The organism is Leucobacter sp. UCD-THU (assembly GCF_000349545.1).
Taxonomy (GTDB): Bacteria; Actinomycetota; Actinomycetes; order Actinomycetales; family Microbacteriaceae; genus Leucobacter; species Leucobacter muris.
Genome location: NZ_KB714601.1, coordinates 190,636 through 211,009, shown reverse-complemented (window position 1 = coordinate 211,009; position 20,374 = coordinate 190,636). Strand labels below are relative to the sequence as shown.

General features: G+C 71.6%; 17 protein-coding genes. 13 read left to right on the top strand and 4 right to left on the bottom strand.

Annotated elements, in window-relative coordinates:
• Nucleotides 1-68: 68 nt before the first annotated feature.
• The gene (gene acs, locus H490_RS22040; RefSeq protein WP_017883614.1) at nt 69-2,048 is read right to left on the bottom strand and encodes an acetate--CoA ligase; all 1,980 of its coding nucleotides are present in this window, start codon (nt 2,046-2,048) and stop codon (nt 69-71) included.
• A 222-nt stretch (nt 2,049-2,270) separates the two neighbouring features.
• Between acs and H490_RS22035 the strand changes: the two genes are divergently transcribed.
• From H490_RS22035 to tmk, 7 genes are all read left to right on the top strand, one after another.
• Nucleotides 2,271-3,272, top strand: coding sequence for a CpaF family protein (locus H490_RS22035; protein WP_017883613.1), 1,002 nt, complete (start codon nt 2,271-2,273; stop codon nt 3,270-3,272).
• Complete coding sequence (locus tag H490_RS22030; RefSeq protein WP_017883612.1) at nt 3,269-4,351, top strand: type II secretion system F family protein; 1,083 nt, start codon at nt 3,269-3,271, stop codon at nt 4,349-4,351. The genes H490_RS22035 and H490_RS22030 overlap by 4 nt, the downstream gene beginning before the upstream one ends.
• Before the next feature lie 164 nt (nt 4,352-4,515).
• Nucleotides 4,516-4,815, top strand: a complete 300-nt coding sequence (locus tag H490_RS32655; RefSeq protein ID WP_017883611.1) for a DUF4244 domain-containing protein — start codon at nt 4,516-4,518, stop codon at nt 4,813-4,815.
• Nucleotides 4,793-5,242, top strand: coding sequence for a TadE/TadG family type IV pilus assembly protein (locus H490_RS22020; RefSeq protein WP_017883610.1), 450 nt, complete (start codon nt 4,793-4,795; stop codon nt 5,240-5,242). Before H490_RS32655 ends, H490_RS22020 begins: the two co-directional genes overlap by 23 nt.
• On the top strand, nt 5,239-6,033 hold the full coding sequence (locus H490_RS22015; protein WP_017883609.1) for a M23 family metallopeptidase: 795 nt from the start codon (nt 5,239-5,241) through the stop codon (nt 6,031-6,033). The genes H490_RS22020 and H490_RS22015 overlap by 4 nt, the downstream gene beginning before the upstream one ends.
• A gap of 203 nt (nt 6,034-6,236) precedes the next feature.
• On the top strand, nt 6,237-9,071 hold the full coding sequence (gene topA / locus H490_RS22010) for a type I DNA topoisomerase (RefSeq protein WP_017883608.1): 2,835 nt from the start codon (nt 6,237-6,239) through the stop codon (nt 9,069-9,071).
• A 217-nt stretch (nt 9,072-9,288) separates the two neighbouring features.
• Nucleotides 9,289-9,921 (top strand): dTMP kinase, encoded by a 633-nt coding sequence (tmk, locus tag H490_RS22005; protein ID WP_017883607.1) that lies wholly within the window; start codon nt 9,289-9,291, stop codon nt 9,919-9,921.
• Nucleotides 9,922-9,955: 34 nt separating this feature from the next.
• Here the strand turns inward: tmk and H490_RS22000 are convergent, their stop codons facing one another.
• Together H490_RS22000 and purL are read right to left on the bottom strand one after the other, a co-directional pair.
• The gene (locus H490_RS22000; protein WP_152424216.1) at nt 9,956-10,471 is read right to left on the bottom strand and encodes a hypothetical protein; all 516 of its coding nucleotides are present in this window, start codon (nt 10,469-10,471) and stop codon (nt 9,956-9,958) included.
• A 182-nt stretch (nt 10,472-10,653) separates the two neighbouring features.
• A complete protein-coding gene (gene purL / locus H490_RS21995; RefSeq protein ID WP_017883605.1) occupies nt 10,654-12,987 on the bottom strand; it encodes a phosphoribosylformylglycinamidine synthase subunit PurL in 2,334 nt (777 codons plus the stop codon).
• Between the two features lie 161 nt (nt 12,988-13,148).
• On the opposite strand from purL, the gene H490_RS21990 reads away from it, so the two are divergent.
• From H490_RS21990 to H490_RS21965, 6 genes are all read left to right on the top strand, one after another.
• Entirely contained in the window at nt 13,149-14,159 is a 1,011-nt protein-coding gene (locus H490_RS21990) for a hypothetical protein (RefSeq protein WP_031289879.1), read from the top strand.
• A 23-nt stretch (nt 14,160-14,182) separates the two neighbouring features.
• Nucleotides 14,183-14,659, top strand: a complete 477-nt coding sequence (locus H490_RS21985) for a GNAT family N-acetyltransferase (protein ID WP_017883604.1) — start codon at nt 14,183-14,185, stop codon at nt 14,657-14,659.
• 173 nt (nt 14,660-14,832) lie between these two features.
• Nucleotides 14,833-15,834 (top strand): siderophore ABC transporter substrate-binding protein, encoded by a 1,002-nt coding sequence (locus H490_RS21980; protein ID WP_017883603.1) that lies wholly within the window; start codon nt 14,833-14,835, stop codon nt 15,832-15,834.
• Nucleotides 15,831-16,988, top strand: a complete 1,158-nt coding sequence (locus tag H490_RS21975) for an ABC transporter permease (protein ID WP_238560316.1) — start codon at nt 15,831-15,833, stop codon at nt 16,986-16,988. Before H490_RS21980 ends, H490_RS21975 begins: the two co-directional genes overlap by 4 nt.
• A gap of 2 nt (nt 16,989-16,990) precedes the next feature.
• Complete coding sequence (locus H490_RS21970) at nt 16,991-18,022, top strand: iron chelate uptake ABC transporter family permease subunit (protein ID WP_031289877.1); 1,032 nt, start codon at nt 16,991-16,993, stop codon at nt 18,020-18,022.
• Between the two features lie 89 nt (nt 18,023-18,111).
• Nucleotides 18,112-18,870: an ABC transporter ATP-binding protein gene (locus H490_RS21965; RefSeq protein WP_031289876.1), complete on the top strand. Its 759-nt coding sequence runs from the start codon at nt 18,112-18,114 to the stop codon at nt 18,868-18,870.
• A gap of 147 nt (nt 18,871-19,017) precedes the next feature.
• Here the strand turns inward: H490_RS21965 and H490_RS21960 are convergent, their stop codons facing one another.
• Entirely contained in the window at nt 19,018-20,331 is a 1,314-nt protein-coding gene (locus H490_RS21960; RefSeq protein WP_017883599.1) for a glutamyl-tRNA reductase, read from the bottom strand.
• Nucleotides 20,332-20,374 lie beyond the last annotated feature (43 nt).

The following is a 20,374-nucleotide window of genomic DNA, read 5'->3' as shown; positions in this document are numbered from 1 at the left end:
GACAGCGACAGAGCCCGGCCTCCCCGAGGGGGAACGCCGGGCTCTGCTCGTGCTCGGGAGCGGGCTAGCTACCTGCGGAGCTGGTCCTGGATCGTCGACATCACCTTCGTATCGGCGAGGGTGGTGGTGTCGCCCACCTCCTTGCCCTCGGCCACGTCTTTGAGCAGCCGTCGCATGATCTTGCCGGAGCGGGTCTTCGGCAGCTCGGACACCACGAGCACCTGGCGCGGGCGTGCGATGGCCCCGATCTGCGCGGCGACGTGCTGCTTGAGCTCGGCCTCGGCCTGCTCGGGGGTGAGCAGGGTCTGCCGCGACTTCAGGATCACGAAGGCGACGACGGCCTGCCCCGTGGTCTCGTCGTGGGCGCCCACCACCGCTGATTCGGCGACGGCATGGTGCTCGACGAGGGCCGACTCGATCTCGGCCGTCGAGAGCCGGTGACCCGACACGTTCAGCACGTCGTCGACCCGGCCGAGCAGCCAGATGTCGCCGTCGTCGTCGAAGCGGGCGCCGTCGCCGGCGAAGTACTGATCCCCGAACCGGGCCCAGTAGGTGTCGATGAAGCGCTGATCGTCGCCCCAGATGGTGCGCACCATCGAGGGCCACGGGCGCTGCACGACCAGCAGGCCGCCCTGGCCGTGGTCGACCTGCTCGCCCTGGTCGTTCACGACCGTCGCGGTGACGCCGGGCTGCGGCACTTGCGCGCTGCCGGGCTTCAACGCCGTGAGACCGGGAAGCGGCGCGATCATGATGGCGCCGGTCTCGGTCTGCCACCAGGTGTCGACGATGGGGGCCGACCCGCCGCCGATCACCTCGCGGTACCAGCGCCACGCCTCGGGGTTGATCGGCTCGCCCACGCTGCCGAGCACGCGGATCGACGACAGGTCGTACTGCTCGGGCACCTGGCGGCCGACCTTCATGCAGGCGCGGATCGCGGTGGGGGCGGTGTAGAAGATCGTGACGCCGTACTTCTGGATGATGCTCCACCAGCGCCCCCAGTCGGGGGTCTCGGGGGTGCCCTCGTACATCACCTGCGTGGCGCCGTTGGCGAGCGGGCCGTAGACGACGTAGCTGTGGCCGGTGATCCAGCCCACATCGGCGGTGCACCAGTAGACGTCGGTCTCGGGCTTGAGATCGAAGACGTCGCTGTGCGTGGCGGAGACCTGCGCGAGGTAGCCGCCGGAGGTGTGCAGAATGCCCTTCGGCCTGCCGGTGGTTCCCGAGGTGTAGAGGATGAACAGCGGGTTCTCGGCGGGGAAGCCCTTGGCTTCGTGCTGGCCGTCGAAGGCCGTGATCTCGTCGTGCCACCAGAGGTCGCGCCCCTCCTGCATCACGACCTCGTTGCCGCCGCGCTGCACGACGAGCACCCGCTCGACCGAGAGCGGCGTGCCGGTGTCGAGCGCGAGGGCGTCGTCGACGGTCGGTTTGAGCGCCGAGACGCGGCCCTTCCGGTAACCGCCGTCGGCGGTGATGACGAGCTCGGCCTGGGCGTCGTCGATGCGGGCGCGCAGGCTCTCGGCGCTGAAGCCGCCGAACACGACCGAGTGGGCTGCGCCGAGTCGCGCGACCGCGAGCATCGCGATCACGGTCTCGGGGATCATCGGCATGTAGATCGCGACCCGGTCGCCCGCCGAGACGCCGAGGCTCGTGAGCATGTTCGCGGCGCGCTTCACTTCGTGAGTGAGCTCGGAGTAGGTGATCGTGCGGGTGTCGCCCGGCTCGCCCTCGAAGTGGATCGCGACGCGATCCCCGATCCCCGCGGCGACGTGCCGATCGAGGCAGTTGGCGGCGACGTTCAGCTCGCCGTCGGCGAACCACCGGGCGAACGGCGGGTTCGACCAGTCGAGGATCTCGGTGAACGGCTTCGACCACTTGAGCTGCCGGGCGCGCTCGGCCCAGTAGGCTTCGGGATCCTGCGCAGCGTGCCAGTAGACGGCCGGATCGTTCACATTCGCCTGTGCGCGGAACTCGGCCGATGGCGGGTACGCCTCCACCTCCTCGCCGTGCTGCAGCGGGTGGCTTTCGATGGTGCCGTTCTGATCAGTCATGGACGCCCTTATCCGTATCGCGGGTGCGCTGCCCGGGGTCGCGGCCGAGGCCGTAGATCCCGCGAGCGCGCGAGTGAATGCGGTTTCAGGCTATACCTTTCCAGCGGTCACCGTCGCCCGATACTTCGCTCACAATCCAGTCGTGTGCATGGATTGCGCAGCTTGTCCACAATTCGCTCCCCCGCGGGCCCGGGAGGGTCGGGATGCTGCTTGGGTGGGGGCATGACCGCCGATTCCGCCCTCGCGCTCAGCGCATCGCCCGCGCGCACGCAGATGCTCGGGATCGCCGCGCGGCGGGCCCTCGGCGGGCTGCTGCCGCTGCTCGACGACCCGGCTCTGCGCGACCTGCTGGTGCAGGTGCGCGCGGGCGAGGGGCGGCTCTGGATCGACCGCAGCGGCGCGCTGCAACCGGTCGTCGGGTGGCGGGCGACCCCGCACGCCGTGCACCGCCTGGCATGCGAGCTGATCGCGGCTGGCGGGCGGCACGTCGACGAGCTGCACCCGTGCGCCGACGTGCGGATCGGCGACGGCATCCGGGTGCACGCCGTGCTGCCGCCGGTGGCGGTGGAGGGCGCTGCGGTGTCGATCCGCGTGCCGCGGATCTCGCCGCCGCGCTTCGACGCGCTCGCGAGCGGCGGGCTCTGCGACGAGGCGATGGCCCGCGCGCTGCGCGACGCCGTCGCCGCGCGGCGCAACCTGCTGGTGACGGGCGGAACGGGGAGCGGCAAGACGACGGTGCTCGGGGCGCTGCTCGACCTCGCCCGCCCCGCCGAGCGGATTCTAGTGATCGAGGACGTCGCCGAGCTGCGGCTGCGACACCCCCACGCGATCTCGCTCGAGGCGCGGCGATCGAGCGCCGAGGGCGTCGGAGAGGTGCCGCTCGACCGCCTGCTGCGCGAGGCGCTGCGCATGCGCCCCGACCGCATCGTGCTGGGGGAGTGCCGGGGCGCAGAGGTGGCCACGCTGCTCTCGGCGCTCAACACGGGGCACGACGGCAGCGCGGGCACGCTGCACGCGAGCCGGATCGCGCACGTGCCGGCCCGGCTCGAAGCTCTCGGGGCGCTCGCCGGTCTCGACCCGCGGGCGCTGGCCAGGCAGGCGGCCTCGGCGCTGCACGGCGTCATCCACCTCGAGCGCGGCGGCTCCGGTCACCGCGTGGTGGCGGTCGGCAGGCTGAGACTCGACCGCGACGGGCTGCTCGGCATCGAGGAGGTGCGGCTGTGAGAGACGGAGTGCGTGGCCGCGGCGAGGGAGGCGTCACCGGGGCGAGCACCGCCGCGGCGGTCGCGCTGCGCTGCGCGTCGCTGCTGCGCGGAGGCGTGACGGCGAACCGCTCGGTCGAACTGGTCGCGGCGGAGGCGGGCTCGTCTCCCGAACTTGCATGGGAAGCGCGCGCGTCTCCCCGCCTGCCGCGCGCCTCTCCTCGCCGGTCGAGCGCCGCTCGCGCATCGGCAGGAGTCCCTCCCGATGCGGCGGGCACCCGGGCGCGTGCGAATGTCGGGGGCCCCTCCGCTCCGGGTGCCGCCGGAACCGAGTTCGAGGGCGCCGCCGCGCGCATCGCGGCCGGAACCCCCGTAGCGGAGGCGCTCGCGGAATGCGCGGCGCCGGAGTGGCGGGTGCTCGCGATCGCCTGGCGGCTCGCCGAGCAGAGCGGTGCGCCCCTGGCCCCGGCGCTGCAGCGCATCGGTGCGGCGCTGCGGGCGCTGGAGCAGTTGAGGGAGCGCCGAGCGGTGCTGCTGTCGGGCCCGCGCGCGACGGTGCGCCTCGTCTCTGCGCTGCCGCCTCTCGCGCTGCTGCTCGGTGCGCTGCTGGGCTTCGACCCCGTCCCGGTGCTGCTGAGCCCGCTGGGCGTGGCCCTGCTCGGGGCGGGAGTGCTGCTGCTCACCGCGGGGATCGCCTGGTGCCGCGCGCTGTTGCGAAACCTCGAACGGCAGGACTGCGTGGCCGGGCTCGAACTCGAGCTCGCGTGGATCGCGCTGGGGGGAGGGGCGCCGCCCGGCTCGGCGCTGCTGCGCACCGTCGACGCCGTCGACGCGTTCGGTGCGGAGTGGGTGCCCTTCTCGGCCTTCGAACGCTCGCAACTGCTCGCGACGACCATCGCTGCCTCGACCGGTACCGGCGCTCCGCTGCGACCGCTGCTGCTGGAGGAGGCCGCGGCCGCGCGCACCCGGGCGCAGGCCGAGCTGGAGCAGGAGGCGGAGCGCATGGGCGTGCGGGTGCTCGTGCCGCTGGGGGTGTGCGTGCTGCCCGCCTTCATCGTGCTCGGGGTCGTACCCGTGCTCATCGCGATGCTGGGCGGGTGAGCGGGCGCGACCGTCACCGTTCACTCCGCTCACAAGCGACCATTCGAAGCTGTCCGGCGTCGCTTCTCCACAGATCGCTCATTCCGGCGAGGTCGCCTCCCTCCGACACCGCATGATGGGGGAACCGGCACCCGCCGGGCCGTGCGCGACGAAGGGAGAACCCCATGAAGACCAGACTCGAACTCGTATCCGACCGCGGCGTCGCGGTGCGGCACCGGCCGGCTCGACGGACGCCGCCCGAGGGGAGCCTCGAGTCCACCGAGCACGCCGACCGCGCCGCACCGGCCTGCGGCGCGGCGCGCGAGCTGCTCGAAGACGATCGCGGGGCGATCACCGCCGAGTACGCGGTCGTCATCATGGCAGCCGTCGCCTTCGCTGGGCTCCTCGTCGCGATCATGCGCTCGAATGAGATCCGCACCATGCTCGTGCAGCTGGTCGAGAATGCCCTGGGCACCGGCGGCTAGCGCCCGCGTCGCGGCCGTGGGCGCCCGCGTCGCGGCCGTGGGCGCCCGCCCCACGCGGGCGCGCGAGCTGCTCGCATCGCTGCGCGGCGACGAGCGCGGCACCGTCACGGCCGAGTTCGCCGTGGTGATGCCCGCGGTGCTCGTCGTGCTCGGTCTCGCGATCGGCGGCATCTTCATCGCGGCCCACCGCATCACGCTCGTCACGCTGGCGGCCGAGGTGGCCCGGCTCGAGGCGCGGGGCGACATGGACCGGGCGCGCGCCCGGCTCGATGACGCTGCGGCCGGCGTTTCGGTGCGGAGGGAGCGCACCGGACCGCTGCACTGCGTGACCCTCGGGGCCCATCCCGGCGGCGGGATGCTCTCGGCGATCGGCATCGAGAGCCGGGCCTGCGCGGCGGTGAGCGGCGAGCACGAGGGCACGCCGTGAGCGCCCCCGCGCTGCTGGCCTGCGCCGCCGCCGCGCTCTGCCTCGGGCCCCCGGTGATCGCGGCGAGCGCGCAGCTCGAAGCCGGGCACCGAGCGGCGGGCGCGGCCGACGCCGCCGCGCTCGCCGCTGCTGACGCGGCGTCCGGGTGGATCGACGGCGAGCCCTGCGCTCTGGCGCAGCGGGTCGTCGTGGAGGCGAGGGGCGAGATCTCGGAGTGCGAGGTGTCGAGCGCTACCGCCGAAGCGCGTGTGGAGGTGCGGGTCCCGGCACCGCTCGGCGGTGCGCTCGCCGTCGCGCGCGCGGGGCTGCTGCCCCGCGCGGCGTCGGCACCCGACGGGGCGGTCGGTGCGAACGGCTGGGCCTGGCCGTCGGACCTGCGGGCGATCTCGCAGGGCTTCCACGACGGCCTCTCCATCGATCTCGCGGTGACAGGCGAGGGCGCGCTCTACGCACCGTACGAGGGCGTCGTGGTGCGAGCGGGGCCCGACGGCGGAGGCGTACCCGAGGCGTGTCTCGCGAGGCCCGAGTGGTGGCGCGGCGCGAACCACACCGTGCTCATGCGTCACGAGGTCGGGGGACGCACGATCTACAGCTCCCACAACCACGTGTCCCCGGGCTCGCCGCAGCGCTTCGGCGTCGCACCTGGCGAGCGGGTGCGGGCGGGGCAGCGGGTCGCGAGCGCCGGGATGAGCGGCTGCACCTCGGGCCCTCACACCCACTTCACGCTCTCCTCGTCGCCGTCGAACGCCTACCCCGATATCGATCCGTTCGCCTACCTCGGGCGGTCCTGAGCGCACCGGATCATCGGATGATGGGGATGCGCTCGGCGCGCGGGGCCGGTGGTATGAATAGAGGATCGCCGGGAATCGCCGATAGTGGTTTCTTACGCGAGAGTGTGTATCGTGTCGGTGCAGAACCGCGTGTCGGTGCATGAACCGTCAGTCGCCGCGAAGGCGACCCGCCAGCCGTGAGCTCGGAGCAACGAAGGAGACCCGTGGAGGGTACGAAGAAACTCGTGATCGTCGAGTCGCCGACCAAGGCGCGCACGATCGGCGCCTACCTCGGCGACGACTACGAGGTCATCGCGTCGGTCGGCCACATCCGCGACCTCGCCGAACCGTCGGAGCTGCCGAGCGAGCTCAAGAAGGGCCCCTTCGGCAAGTTCGCCGTCGACGTCGAGAACGACTTCGCTCCCTACTACGTGGTCAACGACAACAAGAAGAAGACGGTCTCCGAGCTCAAGCGGGCGCTGAAGGGAGCCGACGAGCTCTGGCTCGCCACCGATGAGGACCGCGAGGGGGAGGCCATCGCGTGGCACCTGCTCGAGGTGCTCAAGCCCAAGGTGCCCGTGCGCCGCATGGTCTTCCACGAGATCACCCGCGAGGCCATCGAGCAGGCGAAGCAGAACACGCGCGACCTCGACATCTCGCTCGTCGACGCCCAGGAGACCCGTCGCATCCTCGACCGCCTCTACGGCTACGACATCTCGCCGGTGCTGTGGCGCAAGGTCGCCCCCAAGCTGTCGGCCGGCCGCGTGCAGTCGGCTGCGACCCGCCTCGTCGTCGACCGCGAGCGCGAGCGGCAGGTGTTCCGCTCCGCGGAGTACTGGGATCTCACCGCCACGTTCCGCCCCGGAACCGACGCCGCCGACCCCACCGCCTTCGAGGCGCGGCTCGTGCGCCTCGGCGACCAGCGTCTCGCCTCCGGCGGCGACTTCGGCGATGACGGCGAGCTCACCGCCAGGGCGCTGAAGGCGAACGTCGTCGCTCTCGAGCAGCAGCGCGCCGAGCGCCTCGCCGCGCTGCTCACCCCCGAGACCCCCGCGACGGTGCTCTCGATCGAGACGAAGCCGCACACCCGGCGCCCCGCCGCGCCCTTCACCACCTCCACCCTGCAGCAGGAGGCCTCGCGCAAGCTGCGCTACAGCTCGCGCCAGACCATGTCGTTCGCGCAGTCGCTCTACGAGAACGGCTACATCACCTATATGCGCACCGACTCGCCGACGCTGTCGAGCCAGGCCATCCAGGCGGCCCGCAAGCAGGCGGCCGAGCTCTACGGCGGCGAAACGCTGCCCGAGAAGCCCCGCGTCTTCACGGGCAAGTCGAAGGGCGCGCAGGAGGCGCACGAGGCCATCCGGCCCGCCGGCGACGTCTTCCAGCGCCCCAGCTCGCTGAAGGGCAAGCTCACCCAGGGCGAGTATGCGCTCTACGAGCTGATCTGGAAGCGCACCGTCGCGAGCCAGATGGCCGACGCCAAGGGATCGACCGACACCGTCACCGTCGGCGCCTCGGTGGCCGAGCCCGGCGCGAACGCGCCCACCGCGCTCGAGTTCACCGCCAGCGGCACCGTCATCACCTTCCCCGGCTTTCTGCTCGCCTACGAGGAGGGGCGCGACGAGAAGCGCGGCGACGCCGAGCAGAACGTGTCGCTGCCGCAGCTCTCCGAACGACAGCGTCTCGGTGTCGCCGACCCCGAGGCCAAGGGGCACGAGACCAGCCCTCCCCCGCGCTACACCGAGGCGAGCCTCACCAAGCGCCTCGAGGAGCTCGGCATCGGCCGACCCTCGACGTACGCCGCGATCATCAGCACCATCATGGATCGCGGATACGTGACGAAGAAGGGCCAGGCCCTCGTTCCGAGCTGGATCGCCTTCTCGGTCGTGCGCCTGCTCGAGGAGCACTTCAGCGAGCTCGTCGACTACGACTTCACCGCCGAGATGGAGAACGACCTCGACCGCATCGCCGCCGGCGAGGCCGCGCGCGGCAAGTGGCTCGGCGAGTTCTACTTCGGCACCGAGACCCACCCGGGTCTGCGCGGCGTCGTCGACAACCTCGGCGAGATCGACGCCCGCGCGATCAACACGATCAAGATCGACGACCAGATCTCGCTGCGCAACGGCAAGTACGGCCCGTACCTCGAGGTCTTCGACGAGAAGTGCGAGGTCGGCGACGACGGCGCGCTCAAACCGCGCAGCGTCAACATCCCCGACGGCATGGCCCCCGACGAGCTGACCCCCGAGAAAGCCCACGAACTGGCCGACGCCGAGCCCGCCGAAGACCGGGTCGTCGGAACGCACCCTCAGACCGGTAAGCGCATCGTCGCCAAGAACGGCCGATTCGGGCCCTACGTCACCGAACTCCCCGACGACGGCGAAGAGCTGCCCAAGGGTCAGAAGCCTCGCACCGCGTCGCTCTTCAAGAGCATGGACCCGGCGACCGTCGATCTCGACACCGCCGTCGCGCTGCTCGAACTGCCCCGCACCGTGGGGCAGGATCCCGAGTCGGGCGCCGACATCACCGCGCAGAACGGCCGCTACGGCCCGTACCTCAAGAAGGGCGCCGACACCCGCACGCTGCCCAGCGAGGACGCCATCTTCTCGATCGACCTCGCCGGTGCGCAAGAGCTGTTCGCGCAGCCCAAGTACGGAGCGCGCCGGGCCTCCAGCGCGCTCAAGGAGTTCGACGCCGACCCCGTGAGCGGCAAGCCGGTGCGCGTGCGCGACGGCCGCTTCGGGCCCTACGTGACCGATGGTGAGACCAACGCGACGATCCCGCGCGGCGACAGCGTCGATGACATCACCTTCGAGCGCGCGACCGAACTGCTCGCCATCAAGCGGGCCAAGGGCCCCGCCAAGAAGAAGGCCCCGGCGCGCAAGACGGCGGCGAAGAAGACCGCGGCTTCGGGAGCGAAAACGACGACGGCCAAGAAGCCCGCGGCCAAGAAGAGCGCCGCGAAGAAGGCCGTCGACCCGGCTCGGTCGGCCGCCGCGAAGAAGGCCGCCGAGACGCGCAAGGCGAACGCCGCGAAGAAGGCCGCCCAGGCGCAGTAGCCGATCCCGCCCGAGGCCGCCCGGGGCTTCGGGTCCGGGCCCGTGCGGGGCCCGTCGAGAGGCGGAAAACGCACGCGATGACCAGGGGAGGCATGCGATTTCCGCCTCTCGAGGCCGGTGGCGGAGCCGGGCGTTCCGTGCAGAGGAGCGGCCTCCGCGAGAGCAGGGCCAGGGCGCGGGGTTCGCGCCGGGCGCCGAGGAGTGGAAGAGTGGAACCATGAGCGGAATCTTCATCACCCTCGAGGGCGGCGACGGCGCCGGCAAGAGCACGCAGGCCGAACTGCTCGGCGCCTGGCTCGAAGCGCGCGGGCACGAGGTCGTGCGCACCCGCGAGCCGGGGGGCACACGACTCGGCGTCGAGATACGCCGGCTGCTGCTGCACGGCGGCGAGGAGGTCGGCGAGGTCGATCCGCGGGCCGAGGCGCTGCTCTACGCCGCGGATCGTGCGCAGCACGTCGCGAGAGTGGTGCGTCCGGCGCTCGAGCGCGGCGCCGTGGTGGTGCAGGACCGCTACATCGACTCCTCGCTCGCGTACCAGGGCGCGGGCCGCGTGCTCGACGTCGTCGACGTGCGTCGGATCAGCGAGTGGGCGACCGAGGGGCTGCGCCCGGCGCTCACCGTGCTGCTCGACCTCGACCCGGCAGACGCGGCCGCGCGACTCGAATCGCGCGGAGGCACCGACCGGCTCGAGTCCGAGGCCGATGACTTCCACCGGGCCGTCCGAGCCGGGTTCCTGGAGCTCGCGGAGGCCGATCCGCACCGCTTCCTCGTGCTCGACGCCGCCCAGCCGCCCGAGGATCTGAACGCCGCGGTCATCGCGCGCGTGGCGCCCCTGCTCACCGCCCTGTAGAGCCCGGCCCCGAGCGGTGCGCGTGCGCGGGCCGTCAGGCGGTGAGCCTGTCGTAGAGCGCTGTGAGGCGGTCGCCGGAGATGCTGACGGTTCGGCCGGTGAGCTCGTCCATGACCGCGGGCATCGCCACGACCTCGCCCTCCACCGCGATCACCAGCAGATTGCGCGGTGACGACTGCTCGGCGAGTGCCGCCGTGAGTTCCCGGAGCCGTTCCGAGGAGGCGTCCTCGAGCACGAGCTCGATCGACTGCGGCACATCGGGAGTCTGCTCGCTCGCCGCGACGAGCGCGACGCTGCCGCTCTCGGCCTCGACGACCGCATCGGGGTCGATGACAACGCACTGCGCCCCGCTGAGGCGTGATTCGTAGGTGTTCGGCCGGTCCGCGGGGCACGCCCCCTCGTCGACGCTCGCAACCGCGGCGAAGACGATCGGGGTGGTGAGTTCGGCCCCCGTCCGATCGACGCCTTCGCCCCCGGATTGCGCGCACCCCGATGCGGCGAGTGCGATCGCGGCGAGCATCACGGTCGGCCGCCCCCATCGGAGAGACATGATCTCACCCTAACAAGCGGGGATGCGGTTCGGCGAGACTCCGCTCATCAGGAGCCCCGCTCGTCAGGAGCCCTGCTTGTCAGGCGCGCCGCTTCGCTGGGCGCCGCCTTGCGGCGCCCAGCTCTGCGGCGTCCGACCCTCGGCGCCCCGATCCGCAGCGCCCCGTGCCGGCGGCGCCCCGTTCACTCCGCGATGACGGCGCCGAAGCGCGACGGCAGGGTCTCCTGCGAGGCGCCGCGCAGCTCGGCGAGCGGCAGCGTGAAGCGATCCTGCACCTCGATCACGGCGTCGGGCCCGACGCCGTCGGTGACGCCGATGCGCAGCACGGGGAAGCCCCGGCCCGAGCACAGGCCGCGGAACTTCACCTCCTCCTCGTGGGGCACCGCGACGAGCACGCGCGCCTGCGATTCCGAGAAGAGCGCGGCGGTGTCGTCGACCTCGTCGCGCGACACGATCTCGTCGATCCAGACGCGCGCGCCCACGCCGAAGCGCAGCGCGCCGTCGGCGAGCGCCTGCGCGAGGCCGCCTTCGGAGAGGTCGACGGCGCCCGAGATCAGACCGCCCTGCGTGCCCGCGTGCAGCAGCTCGGCGAGCGCGCGCTCGTCGTCGAGCACCGCCACGGGCGGCCGGCCGCCCAGGTGCTGGTGCACGGCCTCGGCCCAGGCCGAGCCGTCGAGCTCGTCGCGGGTGGTGCCGAGCAGGTAGAGGTGCTCGCCCTGATCCTGCCAGCCGCTCGGAACTCGGCGGGCGACGTCGTCGATGATGCCGAGCACCCCCACGACGGGCGTGGGGTGGATGGGGGTGTCGCCGGTCTGGTTGTAGAGCGACACGTTGCCGCCGGTGACGGGCACTTCGAGCGCGAGGCAGGCGTCGGAGAGACCCTCGACCGAGCGCGAGAACTGCCACATGACCTCGGGGTTCTCGGGGCTGCCGAAGTTGAGGCAGTCGGTCACCGCGGTGGGCACGGCGCCGGAGGCGGCCACGTTGCGGTAGGCCTCGGCGAGGGCGAGCTGCGAGCCGACGTAGGGGTCGAGCTGGCAGTAGCGGCCATTGGCGTCGGTCGAGATCGCGACGCCGAGGCCCGTCTGCTCGTCGACCCGGATCATGCCCGCCCCGTCGGGGAAGGAGAGTGCGGTGTTGCCGAGCACGTACTTGTCGTACTGGTTGGTGATCCAGTCGACGGAGGCCTGGTTGGGGGAGCCTGCCACGGCGAGCACCTGCTCGCGCAGTTCGTCGCCCGACCCGGCGCGCGAGAGGCCGGAGGCGCGCACGCCCGAGGCCTGCAGCTCGTCGATCCACGACGGGTAGGCGACGGGGCGCTCGTAGACGGGGCCGTCGACGGCGACGGTGCGGGGGTCGACGTTGATGATCTCCTCGCCGCGCCAGTTGATGACGAGGCGGCCGCTGTCGGTGACCTCGCCGAGCACGCTGGTCTCGACGTCCCATTTCTCGGTGACGGCGAGGAACGCGTCGAGCTTCTCGGGGGCCACGACCGCCATCATGCGCTCCTGGCTCTCGGACATGAGGATCTCCTCGGCGGTGAGCGAGGGGTCGCGCAGCAGCACGCTGTCGAGCTCGATGAACATGCCGCCGTCGCCGTTGGCCGCGAGCTCGGAGGTGGCGCACGAGATGCCCGCCGCGCCGAGGTCCTGGATGCCCTCGACGAGTTCGCCCCGGAACAGTTCGAGGCAGCACTCGATGAGCACCTTCTCGGCGAAGGGGTCGCCGACCTGCACGGCCGGGCGCTTCGTCGGGCCGCCCTCGCTGAAGCTGTCGGAGGCGAGGATCGAGGCGCCGCCGATGCCGTCGCCGCCGGTGCGGGCGCCGAAGAGCACGACCTTGTTGCCGGTGCCGGAGGCGTTGGCGAGGTGCAGGTCTTCGTGCCGCAGCACGCCGACGCCGAGCGCGTTGACGAGGGGGTTCTGCTGGTAGACCCGGTCGAACACGGTCTCTCCGCCGAGGTTCGGCAGGCCGAGGCAGTTCGCGTAGGAGGAGATGCCGGAGACGACGCCGTGCACGACGCGGGCGGTGTCGGGGTCGTCGATGTCGCCGAAGCGCAGCTGGTCCATCACCGCGACGGGGCGCGCGCCCATCGAGATGATGTCGCGGATGATGCCGCCGACGCCCGTCGCCGCGCCCTGGAAGGGCTCGATGTACGAGGGGTGGTTGTGGCTCTCGACCTTGAAGGTGACGGCCCAGCCCTCGCCGATGTCGATCACGCCGGCGTTCTCGCCCATGCCGACGAGCAGGCGCTCGCGCATCTTGTCGTTGACCTTCTTGCCGAACTGGCGCAGGTACATCTTCGACGACTTGTAGGAGCAGTGCTCGGACCACATCACCGAGTACATGGCGAGCTCGCCCGAGGTGGGGCGGCGGCCGAGGATCTCGCGGATCCGCTCGTACTCGTCGGGCTTGAGGCCGAGGGCGCCGTAGGGCTGCTCCTTCTCAGGGGTGGCGATCGCGTCGGCCACCGTGTCGGGGCGAGGGGCGTGGGTGGGGGCGGCGGTGTCGGTCACGCTCGGTGTGCTCCAGTGAGTGAGAGATCGGGATCGGCTCGCGAGCCGAAACATGCAGTCTCCAGTCTATCCCGCCCCGTGCGGGGCCGCCTCGAGGGGTCGGAGTCGCGAGAATGACGCCACGGTTGCCGTTTCACAGGGGAACGCGCAAGACTTGGAGCATGAGCGATCCGAACACGAACGCACCCCGTCCGAACCCGCAGGCGTCGCAGCCCGCGCCGGAGGCGTCGCAGCAGGGCGGCCGGCAGGAGGCCTTCTCGTGGCAGAGCGGTGCGGGTGAGAGCGCCGCTGCGGCGCGCGCTCCGCAGGCGGCACCGGCGAAGAAGCGCAAGCGGGCCGCCAAGCCCGAGGCGTCCGGCGAGGGGCTCTCGACCTTTCTGAAGGTCAGCATCATCCTGCTCGCGGGCCTCACGGTGGCGTCGATCTCGCTGCTGTTCATCGGCGACTTCGAGGGCAAGTTCGAGCGCGTGTTCTCGACGTTCGCGCTCTTCGCGGTGTTCGTGCTGTTCACCGCCCTCGACACGCGGCGCGAGCAGAAGTCGGAGTGGTACGCGCCCGTCGCGCTCATCGCGAACGCCTACATCCTGGGGCTGCTGCTCATCGTGATCTGGATGACGCCGTACGCGTCGTTCGGACTCATGCTCGAGATCTTCTGGAAGTCGGTGTTCGTGATCCTCGTCACGAGGCTCGTGATCCTGTGCTGCCAGCTGCTGCTGGGCATGGGCGCGAAGCTGCCCGCGGTCGTGACGCGGTTCGCGTTCGTGACGAGCGTGCTCGCGGTGCTCTCGGGGATCCTCTTCACCGCTCCGGTCGGCATCGAGGCCTTCGATCTGCACATCCCGGATCTGTACTGGAAGATCGCGACCGCGCTGCTGATCCTCACCGCTCTCGGCCTCTCGATCACGCTGCTGCTGCGCTGGTCGTACGGCTCGGCCGCTCGTGAAGCCGCGCGCGCCGCTCGGGGCAGCGCCCCCGCGGCGGCCCCGCAGCCGCTCCGCCCCTCGCCCGCACCCGCCCAGCCGCAGCTCGCGCCGCAGCCCGCGCCGCAGGCGCCTGCGGTCGAGCACCCGCAGCAGCTGCTGCCCTGGCCGACCTTCCCCGACGGGCGTCCGCTTCCCGCGGGCCCGGACGGCCAGCCCGACTTCTCCGCGCTCCAGCCGCCCCGGGGGTGACCGCGGGCGTAGAGGTCCGCAGGATGCGCGTCGACGAGATCGACGCGACGGGTGAGCTGATGCGGGCGGCCTACGGAGGGGACTACCGACTCGATCCCGCCTACCTCGACGAGATCGCGGACGTGCGCGGCCGGGCCGAGACGGCGCAGCTGTGGGTTGCCGCTGATCAGGGAAGCGGTGCAGTGCTCGGCAGTGTGACGACCCCGCATCCGGGGCGACGCCTGCAGCGCGACAGCGAGGCCGACGAGATGGATCTGCGGCTGCTCGGCGTCGCCCGGGAGGCGCGGGGCCGGGGGATCGGCGAACTGCTCGTGCGGCACTGCGCGGGGCTCGCCCGGGAGCGCGGGGTGAGCCGGCTGGTGCTGCACACGGCCTCTCAGATGGTGGCCGCTCAGCGGCTCTACGAGCGCTTGGGGTTCGAGCGGGTGCGCGAGCGTGAGCGGGACTTCATCGCGATGGGCGAGCGGAGGCTCTTGATGGTCTACGCTTTGCCCGTCTGATCTGGGCTTCCGTGACGCTGAACCGAAATCGGGTTGAACATCAGATGAATGTATGTATAGGCTTACTCAGAGGTTCCGGGGGGTCGTGATCGCGTCGCCCGGGATCGCGAAGCATCGATGCGCGCACCGCGTCGGTGCTTTCTTTTTGCCAGCCCAACCTCAGGAGAACACCAGTGTCCATCCGCACCACCCGTAGCGCAGCAGTCGCGCTGACCCTGGGCGCCGCACTCGTCCTCTCGGCTTGCGCATCGAGCGCCCCCGCAGGCGAGGAGCCCGCGGAGTCGGCCGACGCCACCACCGTCACCATCACCGACAACCACGGCGAGGTCGAGGTTCCGGTCAACCCCGAGACCGTCGTCGCGCTCGACAACACGATCTTCGACACCCTCGACGAGTGGGACGTCGAGCTCGCGGCTGTGCCGAAGGACGTCATGGGCTCGGTGTGGCCCGACTACATCGACGACCCCGAGGTCGCCAACGTCGGCAACCACCGCGAGCCGAACCTCGAGGTGATCGTCGCGGAGCAGCCCGACCTCATCATCGGCGGCTACCGCTTCGGCGACTATTACGACCAGATCAAGCAGCAGAACCCCGACGCGGTGGTCATCGAGATCTCTCCCCGCGACGATGAGGACGAGTTCGACGAGCTCAAGCGCCAGACCGAGATCCTCGGCCAGATCTTCGACCACGAGGACGAGGCGACCGAGCTGAACGAGGGCCTCGACGAGGCGATCGCCGGTGCGAAGGAGGCCTACAACGGCACCGACACCGTCATGGCCGTCAACACCTCGGCCGGCCAGATCGGCTACCTCGCGCCCGTCGTGGGCCGCGGCCTCGGCCCGGTGTTCCCGGCGCTCGGCTGGAAGCCCGCGCTCGAGGTCGAGGGCGCGACCGACGACCACCAGGGCGACGACATCAGCGTCGAGGCGATCGCCGACTCGAACCCCGACTGGATCGTGGCGCTCGACCGCGACGCCGCGTTCGCTCCCGAGGAGCGCGAGGCCGGTTCGGCTCCCGCCGACGAGCTCATCAAGAACTCCGAGGCGCTGCAGAACGTGCCCGCCGTGCAGCAGGACCGCATCGTGGTGCTCGATCCGAACTTCTACCTGACCGAGGGCGTCCAGGCCTACACGAAGCTGTTCACGCAGCTCCAGGAGGCATTCTCCGCCGCATGAGCCGCTCGGCCATGACCCCCGAGGGGCCCGACAGCGGGGCGCCCGTTCGCGAGAACGGGCGCCCCGCTCGCCGCGTCCGCCGCACCGCGACCGCCGGCACCGCGACCGCCGCCGCGACCGCCGGCACCGCCTCGGCCCCCGCCGGCGCCGAGGCCGGTGGCACGGCGGTGATCGGCGGCACGCGGCCCGTGGCCCCCGAGCTCGCCCCGCCGAGGCGGCGCCCCTGGCTGCTCGTCGTCGCGGCGGTCGTCGTGCTCGGTCTGCTCGCCGCGTCGCTCGCGATCGGCGTCTACGACATCACGGGCAACGACTTCGGCTCGGAGATGTTCTGGATCACCCGCGTGCCCCGCACCCTCGCGCTCGTGCTCGCGGGCGCCGCGATGGCCACGAGCGGCCTCGTGATGCAGATGCTCACCCAGAACCGCTTCGTCGACGCCACCACCTCGGGCACGACCGAGTGGGCGGCGCTCGGACTGCTGCTCTCGGCGCTGCTGCTGCCGGGGCTCGGGCTCGTCGGCAAGATGGTGATCGGGAGCTGCTTCGCCTTCGTCGGTGCGATGCTGTTCATGCTGATCCTGCGACGCATCGTGATCCGCACCACGCTCGTCGTGCCCCTCATCGGCATCATGCTCGGCGCGATCGTGAGCTCGCTCACCACCTTCCTCGCCGCGCAGTTCAACCTGCTGCAGATGCTCGGCACGTGGTTCATGGGCAGCTTCACCGCCGTGGTGCGCGGCCGCTACGAGGTGCTGTGGGTGGTCGCGGTCGTCACGATCCTGGTCTTCCTCATGGCGGATCGCATCACCGTCGCGGGGCTCGGCAAGGACGTGGCGACGAGCGTGGGCGTGCGCTACGAGGCGATCCTGATCGGCGGCACGGCGCTCGTGGCGGTCGCCGCGGGCGTCACCACGGTGGTCGTCGGCTTCCTGCCCCTGCTGGGTCTCGTCGTGCCGAACATCGTCTCGATGATCCGCGGCGACAACGTGCGCAGCAATCTGCCCTGGGTGTGCCTGGGCGGGATCGCGCTCGTGGTGGTCTGCGACATCATCGGCCGCCTCATCATCATGCCGTTCGAGATCCCGGTCTCGATGGTGCTCGGCCTCGTGGGCGCCGTCGTGTTCGTCACGCTCCTGCTGCGGCAGCGGGAGAGGTGATCATGGAGAGCAGCATCGTCAGGCTCGCGAGCACGGGGGAGCCCCCGCTCGCGCCGTCGTCGCGTTCCTCGCGCTGGCGCGACGCGCTCCCCGTCGTCGTCGTGTTCGCGGCTGCGGCGGCCTTCGCCGTCGCGATCCTCGTCTACGGCAATCCGGCGCCCGCGGGCAGCTCGGGGTTCTGGGTCATCGTGCAGTCGCGCCTCACGTCGCTCGGCACGATCGCCTTCGTCGCCGTCGCCCAGGCGCTCGCCACCGTGCTCTTCCACACGGCCACCTCGAACCGCATCCTCACCCCCTCGATCCTGGGGTTCGACGCGCTCTACGTGCTCACCCAGACGGCGCTCGTCTTCGTCTTCGGCACGACGGCCGCGAGCATGGAGGGGATCCCGAAGATCATCGCCCAGAGCGTGCTGATGGTGCTGTTCGCCACCCTGCTGTACGGATGGCTGTTCTCGGGGACGCGCGCGAACCTGCACCTGCTGCTGCTCGTCGGCGTGGTGCTCGGGATCGGCTTCGGGTCGGTGTCGACCTTCATGCAGCGCACGCTCACCCCGAGCGAGTTCGACGTGCTGAGCGCTCGCCTCTTCGGCAGCATCAGCAAGGGTAACCCCGACTACCTGCCGATCGCGGGCGCCATCGTCTGCGCGATCCTCGTGTTCGTGTGGCTGCGCCGGCGCACCTACGACGTCGTGGCCCTGGGCCGCGACGTCGCCGTCGGGCTGGGCGTGAACTACCGGCGCGAGGTGGTCACCGTGCTCGTGCTCGTGGCGGTGCTGGTCTCGGTGTCGGCCACGATGGTCGGGCCCATGACCTTCTACGGCTTCCTGGTCGCGACCCTCGCGTACCAGTTCGCCCGGGGCGACTCGCACGCCGAGACGATCCCGCTCGCCATCGGCATCGGGCTCGTCACGCTGCTCGGAGCGACCTTCGTGCTCAGGCACCTGTTCGCCGCGGCCGGCCTCGTGACCGTGATCATCGAGTTCGCGGGCGGCCTGCTGTTCCTCATCGTCCTGCTGAGAAAGGGGATGCGTTGACCGACGCACACATCGGAGCCGGGGCGGCAGCCCCGGCCGACGCTAGGAGCGCCGCCGCACCTGACGGGCCGCCGCGCTCGGTCGCGGGCATCGAGCTGCGCGGCGTCGAGAAGACCTATTCCGGCCATCGGGTGCTCGGCCCCGTCGATCTCAGCATCGAGCGGGGCGGCGTGACCGCGCTCATCGGCCCGAACGGGGCCGGCAAGTCGACCATGCTGACCATCATCGGACGACTGCTCGAGCCGGACAGCGGGCGCGTGAGCGTGGGCGGCCTCGACGTGCGCACGGCCAAGTCGAAGCAGCTCGCACAGGTGGTGTCGATCCTCAAGCAGGAGAACCACTTCATGGCGCGCCTCACCGTGCAGCAGCTCGTCACCTTCGGGCGCTTCCCGCACTCGGCGGGCCGGCTCACCGAGACCGATCAGCGTGCGATCCACGCCGCCATCGCATTCCTCGACCTGGCTGGGTTCGAGCACCGGTTCATCGACGAGCTGTCCGGCGGTCAGCGCCAGCGCGCCTTCGTGGCCATGGTGCTCGCGCAGGACACCGACTTCGTGCTGCTCGACGAGCCGCTGACGGGGCTCGACATGCGGCACGCGGTGAGCATGATGGGGCAGGTGCGCGCGGCCGCCGACGCGCTCGGCAAGACCGTGGTGCTGGTGATCCACGACGTGAACTTCGCGGCCGCCTACGCCGACCGGATCGTCGCGCTCGCCGAGGGGCGCGTCGTCGCCTCGGGCACGCCCGACGAGATCATCACGTCGGAGGTGCTGGAGCGCGTCTTCGAGACCCCCGTCGACGTGGTCGAGCACGGCGGGCACCGCGTCGCGGTCTACTACCGGCCGTAGGCCGCCGACGCTGCCGGCGGGTGCGGGCCCGGGGCTCGGCACACGGGTGCGGCCGCGGGGCTCGGCCCGTGCCGCGGGGTGCGCCGATGTTTCGGACCGTGGCGCTGCCGTCGGATCCGCAGGATCGGCGCGGTCCGAGATGCGGGATCAGGATCCTGGTCCGCCGCGTGCCGGTTCCTCGCCGAGAAGCGCGGCGACGGCGGCGACCCCTTCGGCGGCGCGCCCCTCCCGGGCCAGCTCGCGGAGGCGCACCGTCGGCCGGTGCAGCAGACGCCCCGCGAGGTGGCGCAGGGCGGCCTCGGTCTCAGCCGCGACGCCCGCGCTGTTCGAGTCCACGGCCTCGCGATCCCGGATCCTCGCGATCTCCTCTTCGAGGATCCCGTTCACGAACGACCGCAGTTCGCGCAGAGCCGGCACGGCGCCCCGCTCGGCGCGCAGAGCCGCGAACTCGGCGGCGGCGGTGCGCACGATGTCCCGGGCCTCGAGCTCGGCTCCGAGTTCGGGGATGGGTGCGTGCAGCGCGATCGTCTCGAGGTCGAGCAGCTCGACGCCGGCGACGCCGGCGACGTCGGTGGAGATGTTGCGCGGGAGACCCATGTCGATGAGCAGCCGGGGCCGGGTACGGTTGCGCGCGGGCGGAGCGATCCTGCCGAAGCGGGAGCAGAACGGCGGGCTGCCCTCGGTGACGGTCTCGTCGAAGCGCTCGCGCGTGAGCAGCGGCTCGTGCACGGTGCTGCAGGCCACCACCAGGTCGGTGTCGCACAGCTCGGCGTCGAGCGCGTCGTGCTCCACCGGTCGGATGCCGTGCGAGTCGGCGAAGGCGCGTGCCCTGCCCGAGGGGGAGTAGACCCCGATGCTGCGCGCGCCGCGGGCGCGCAGCGCGGCGAGGCTCGCTCCCGCGTAGGCGCCGGTGCCGATCAGCAGCACCCGGGCGGCCTGCCAGTCGCCCACGCGGCTGTCGACCATGGTCAGTGCGAGCTGCACGAGCGACCGGCCCTGGGTCTGCAGGCCGGTGCGGTGCTTGATGCGCTTCGAGACGACCATGGCCTGCTGGAAGAGCCGCTCGAGTTCGGTGCTCGACCGTCCCGATGCGCGCGCGGCGTCGATGGCGCGCCGCACCTGCCCCGTGATCTCGCCCTCGCCCACCGAGACCGATTCGAGGCCGCTCGAGACCGCGAAGAGATGCTCGACGACGGCGTCGCCCCGGTGCACCGAGCACGACGCGGCGAGTTCCGCGGGCGCCAGGTCGGCCGCCCGCGCGAGGCCGTCGAGCGCCTGCTCCGGCGCGAGCCCCGGAGCGTCGAGGTAGGCCTCGAAGCGGTTGCACGTCGCGAGCACGACGGCGCCGCGGGCGAGCTCGGGGTCGCTGAGCGCGGCGGTCACCGTGTCGGTGCGTCGCTCGATCCGCTCGAGCAGCGCCAGGTCGGCGTTTCGATGATCGACGGTGAGGCAGAGCAGCATGGGTTCTCGGGAGGTGTTCTGGGCGGGATCGGGCTCGGAGGTC

Bases quoted from the DNA above. Each gene is read 5' to 3' on its own strand.
- H490_RS22020 (WP_017883610.1), top strand. From the start codon at position 4,793: ATGCCCTGGGCACCGGCGGCTAGCGCCCGCGTCGCGGCCGTGGGCGCC.
- H490_RS21975 (WP_238560316.1), top strand. From the start codon at position 15,831: ATGAGCCGCTCGGCCATGACCCCCGAGGGGCCCGACAGCGGGGCGCCC.
- H490_RS22035 (WP_017883613.1), top strand. From the start codon at position 2,271: ATGACCGCCGATTCCGCCCTCGCGCTCAGCGCATCGCCCGCGCGCACG.
- H490_RS21985 (WP_017883604.1), top strand. From the start codon at position 14,183: ATGCGCGTCGACGAGATCGACGCGACGGGTGAGCTGATGCGGGCGGCC.
- H490_RS22000 (WP_152424216.1), bottom strand. From the start codon at position 10,471: ATGTCTCTCCGATGGGGGCGGCCGACCGTGATGCTCGCCGCGATCGCA.
- tmk (WP_017883607.1), top strand. From the start codon at position 9,289: ATGAGCGGAATCTTCATCACCCTCGAGGGCGGCGACGGCGCCGGCAAG.
- H490_RS21970 (WP_031289877.1), top strand. From the start codon at position 16,991: ATGGAGAGCAGCATCGTCAGGCTCGCGAGCACGGGGGAGCCCCCGCTC.
- H490_RS32655 (WP_017883611.1), top strand. From the start codon at position 4,516: ATGAAGACCAGACTCGAACTCGTATCCGACCGCGGCGTCGCGGTGCGG.
- acs (WP_017883614.1), bottom strand. From the start codon at position 2,048: ATGACTGATCAGAACGGCACCATCGAAAGCCACCCGCTGCAGCACGGC.
- H490_RS21990 (WP_031289879.1), top strand. From the start codon at position 13,149: ATGAGCGATCCGAACACGAACGCACCCCGTCCGAACCCGCAGGCGTCG.
- H490_RS21960 (WP_017883599.1), bottom strand. From the start codon at position 20,331: ATGCTGCTCTGCCTCACCGTCGATCATCGAAACGCCGACCTGGCGCTG.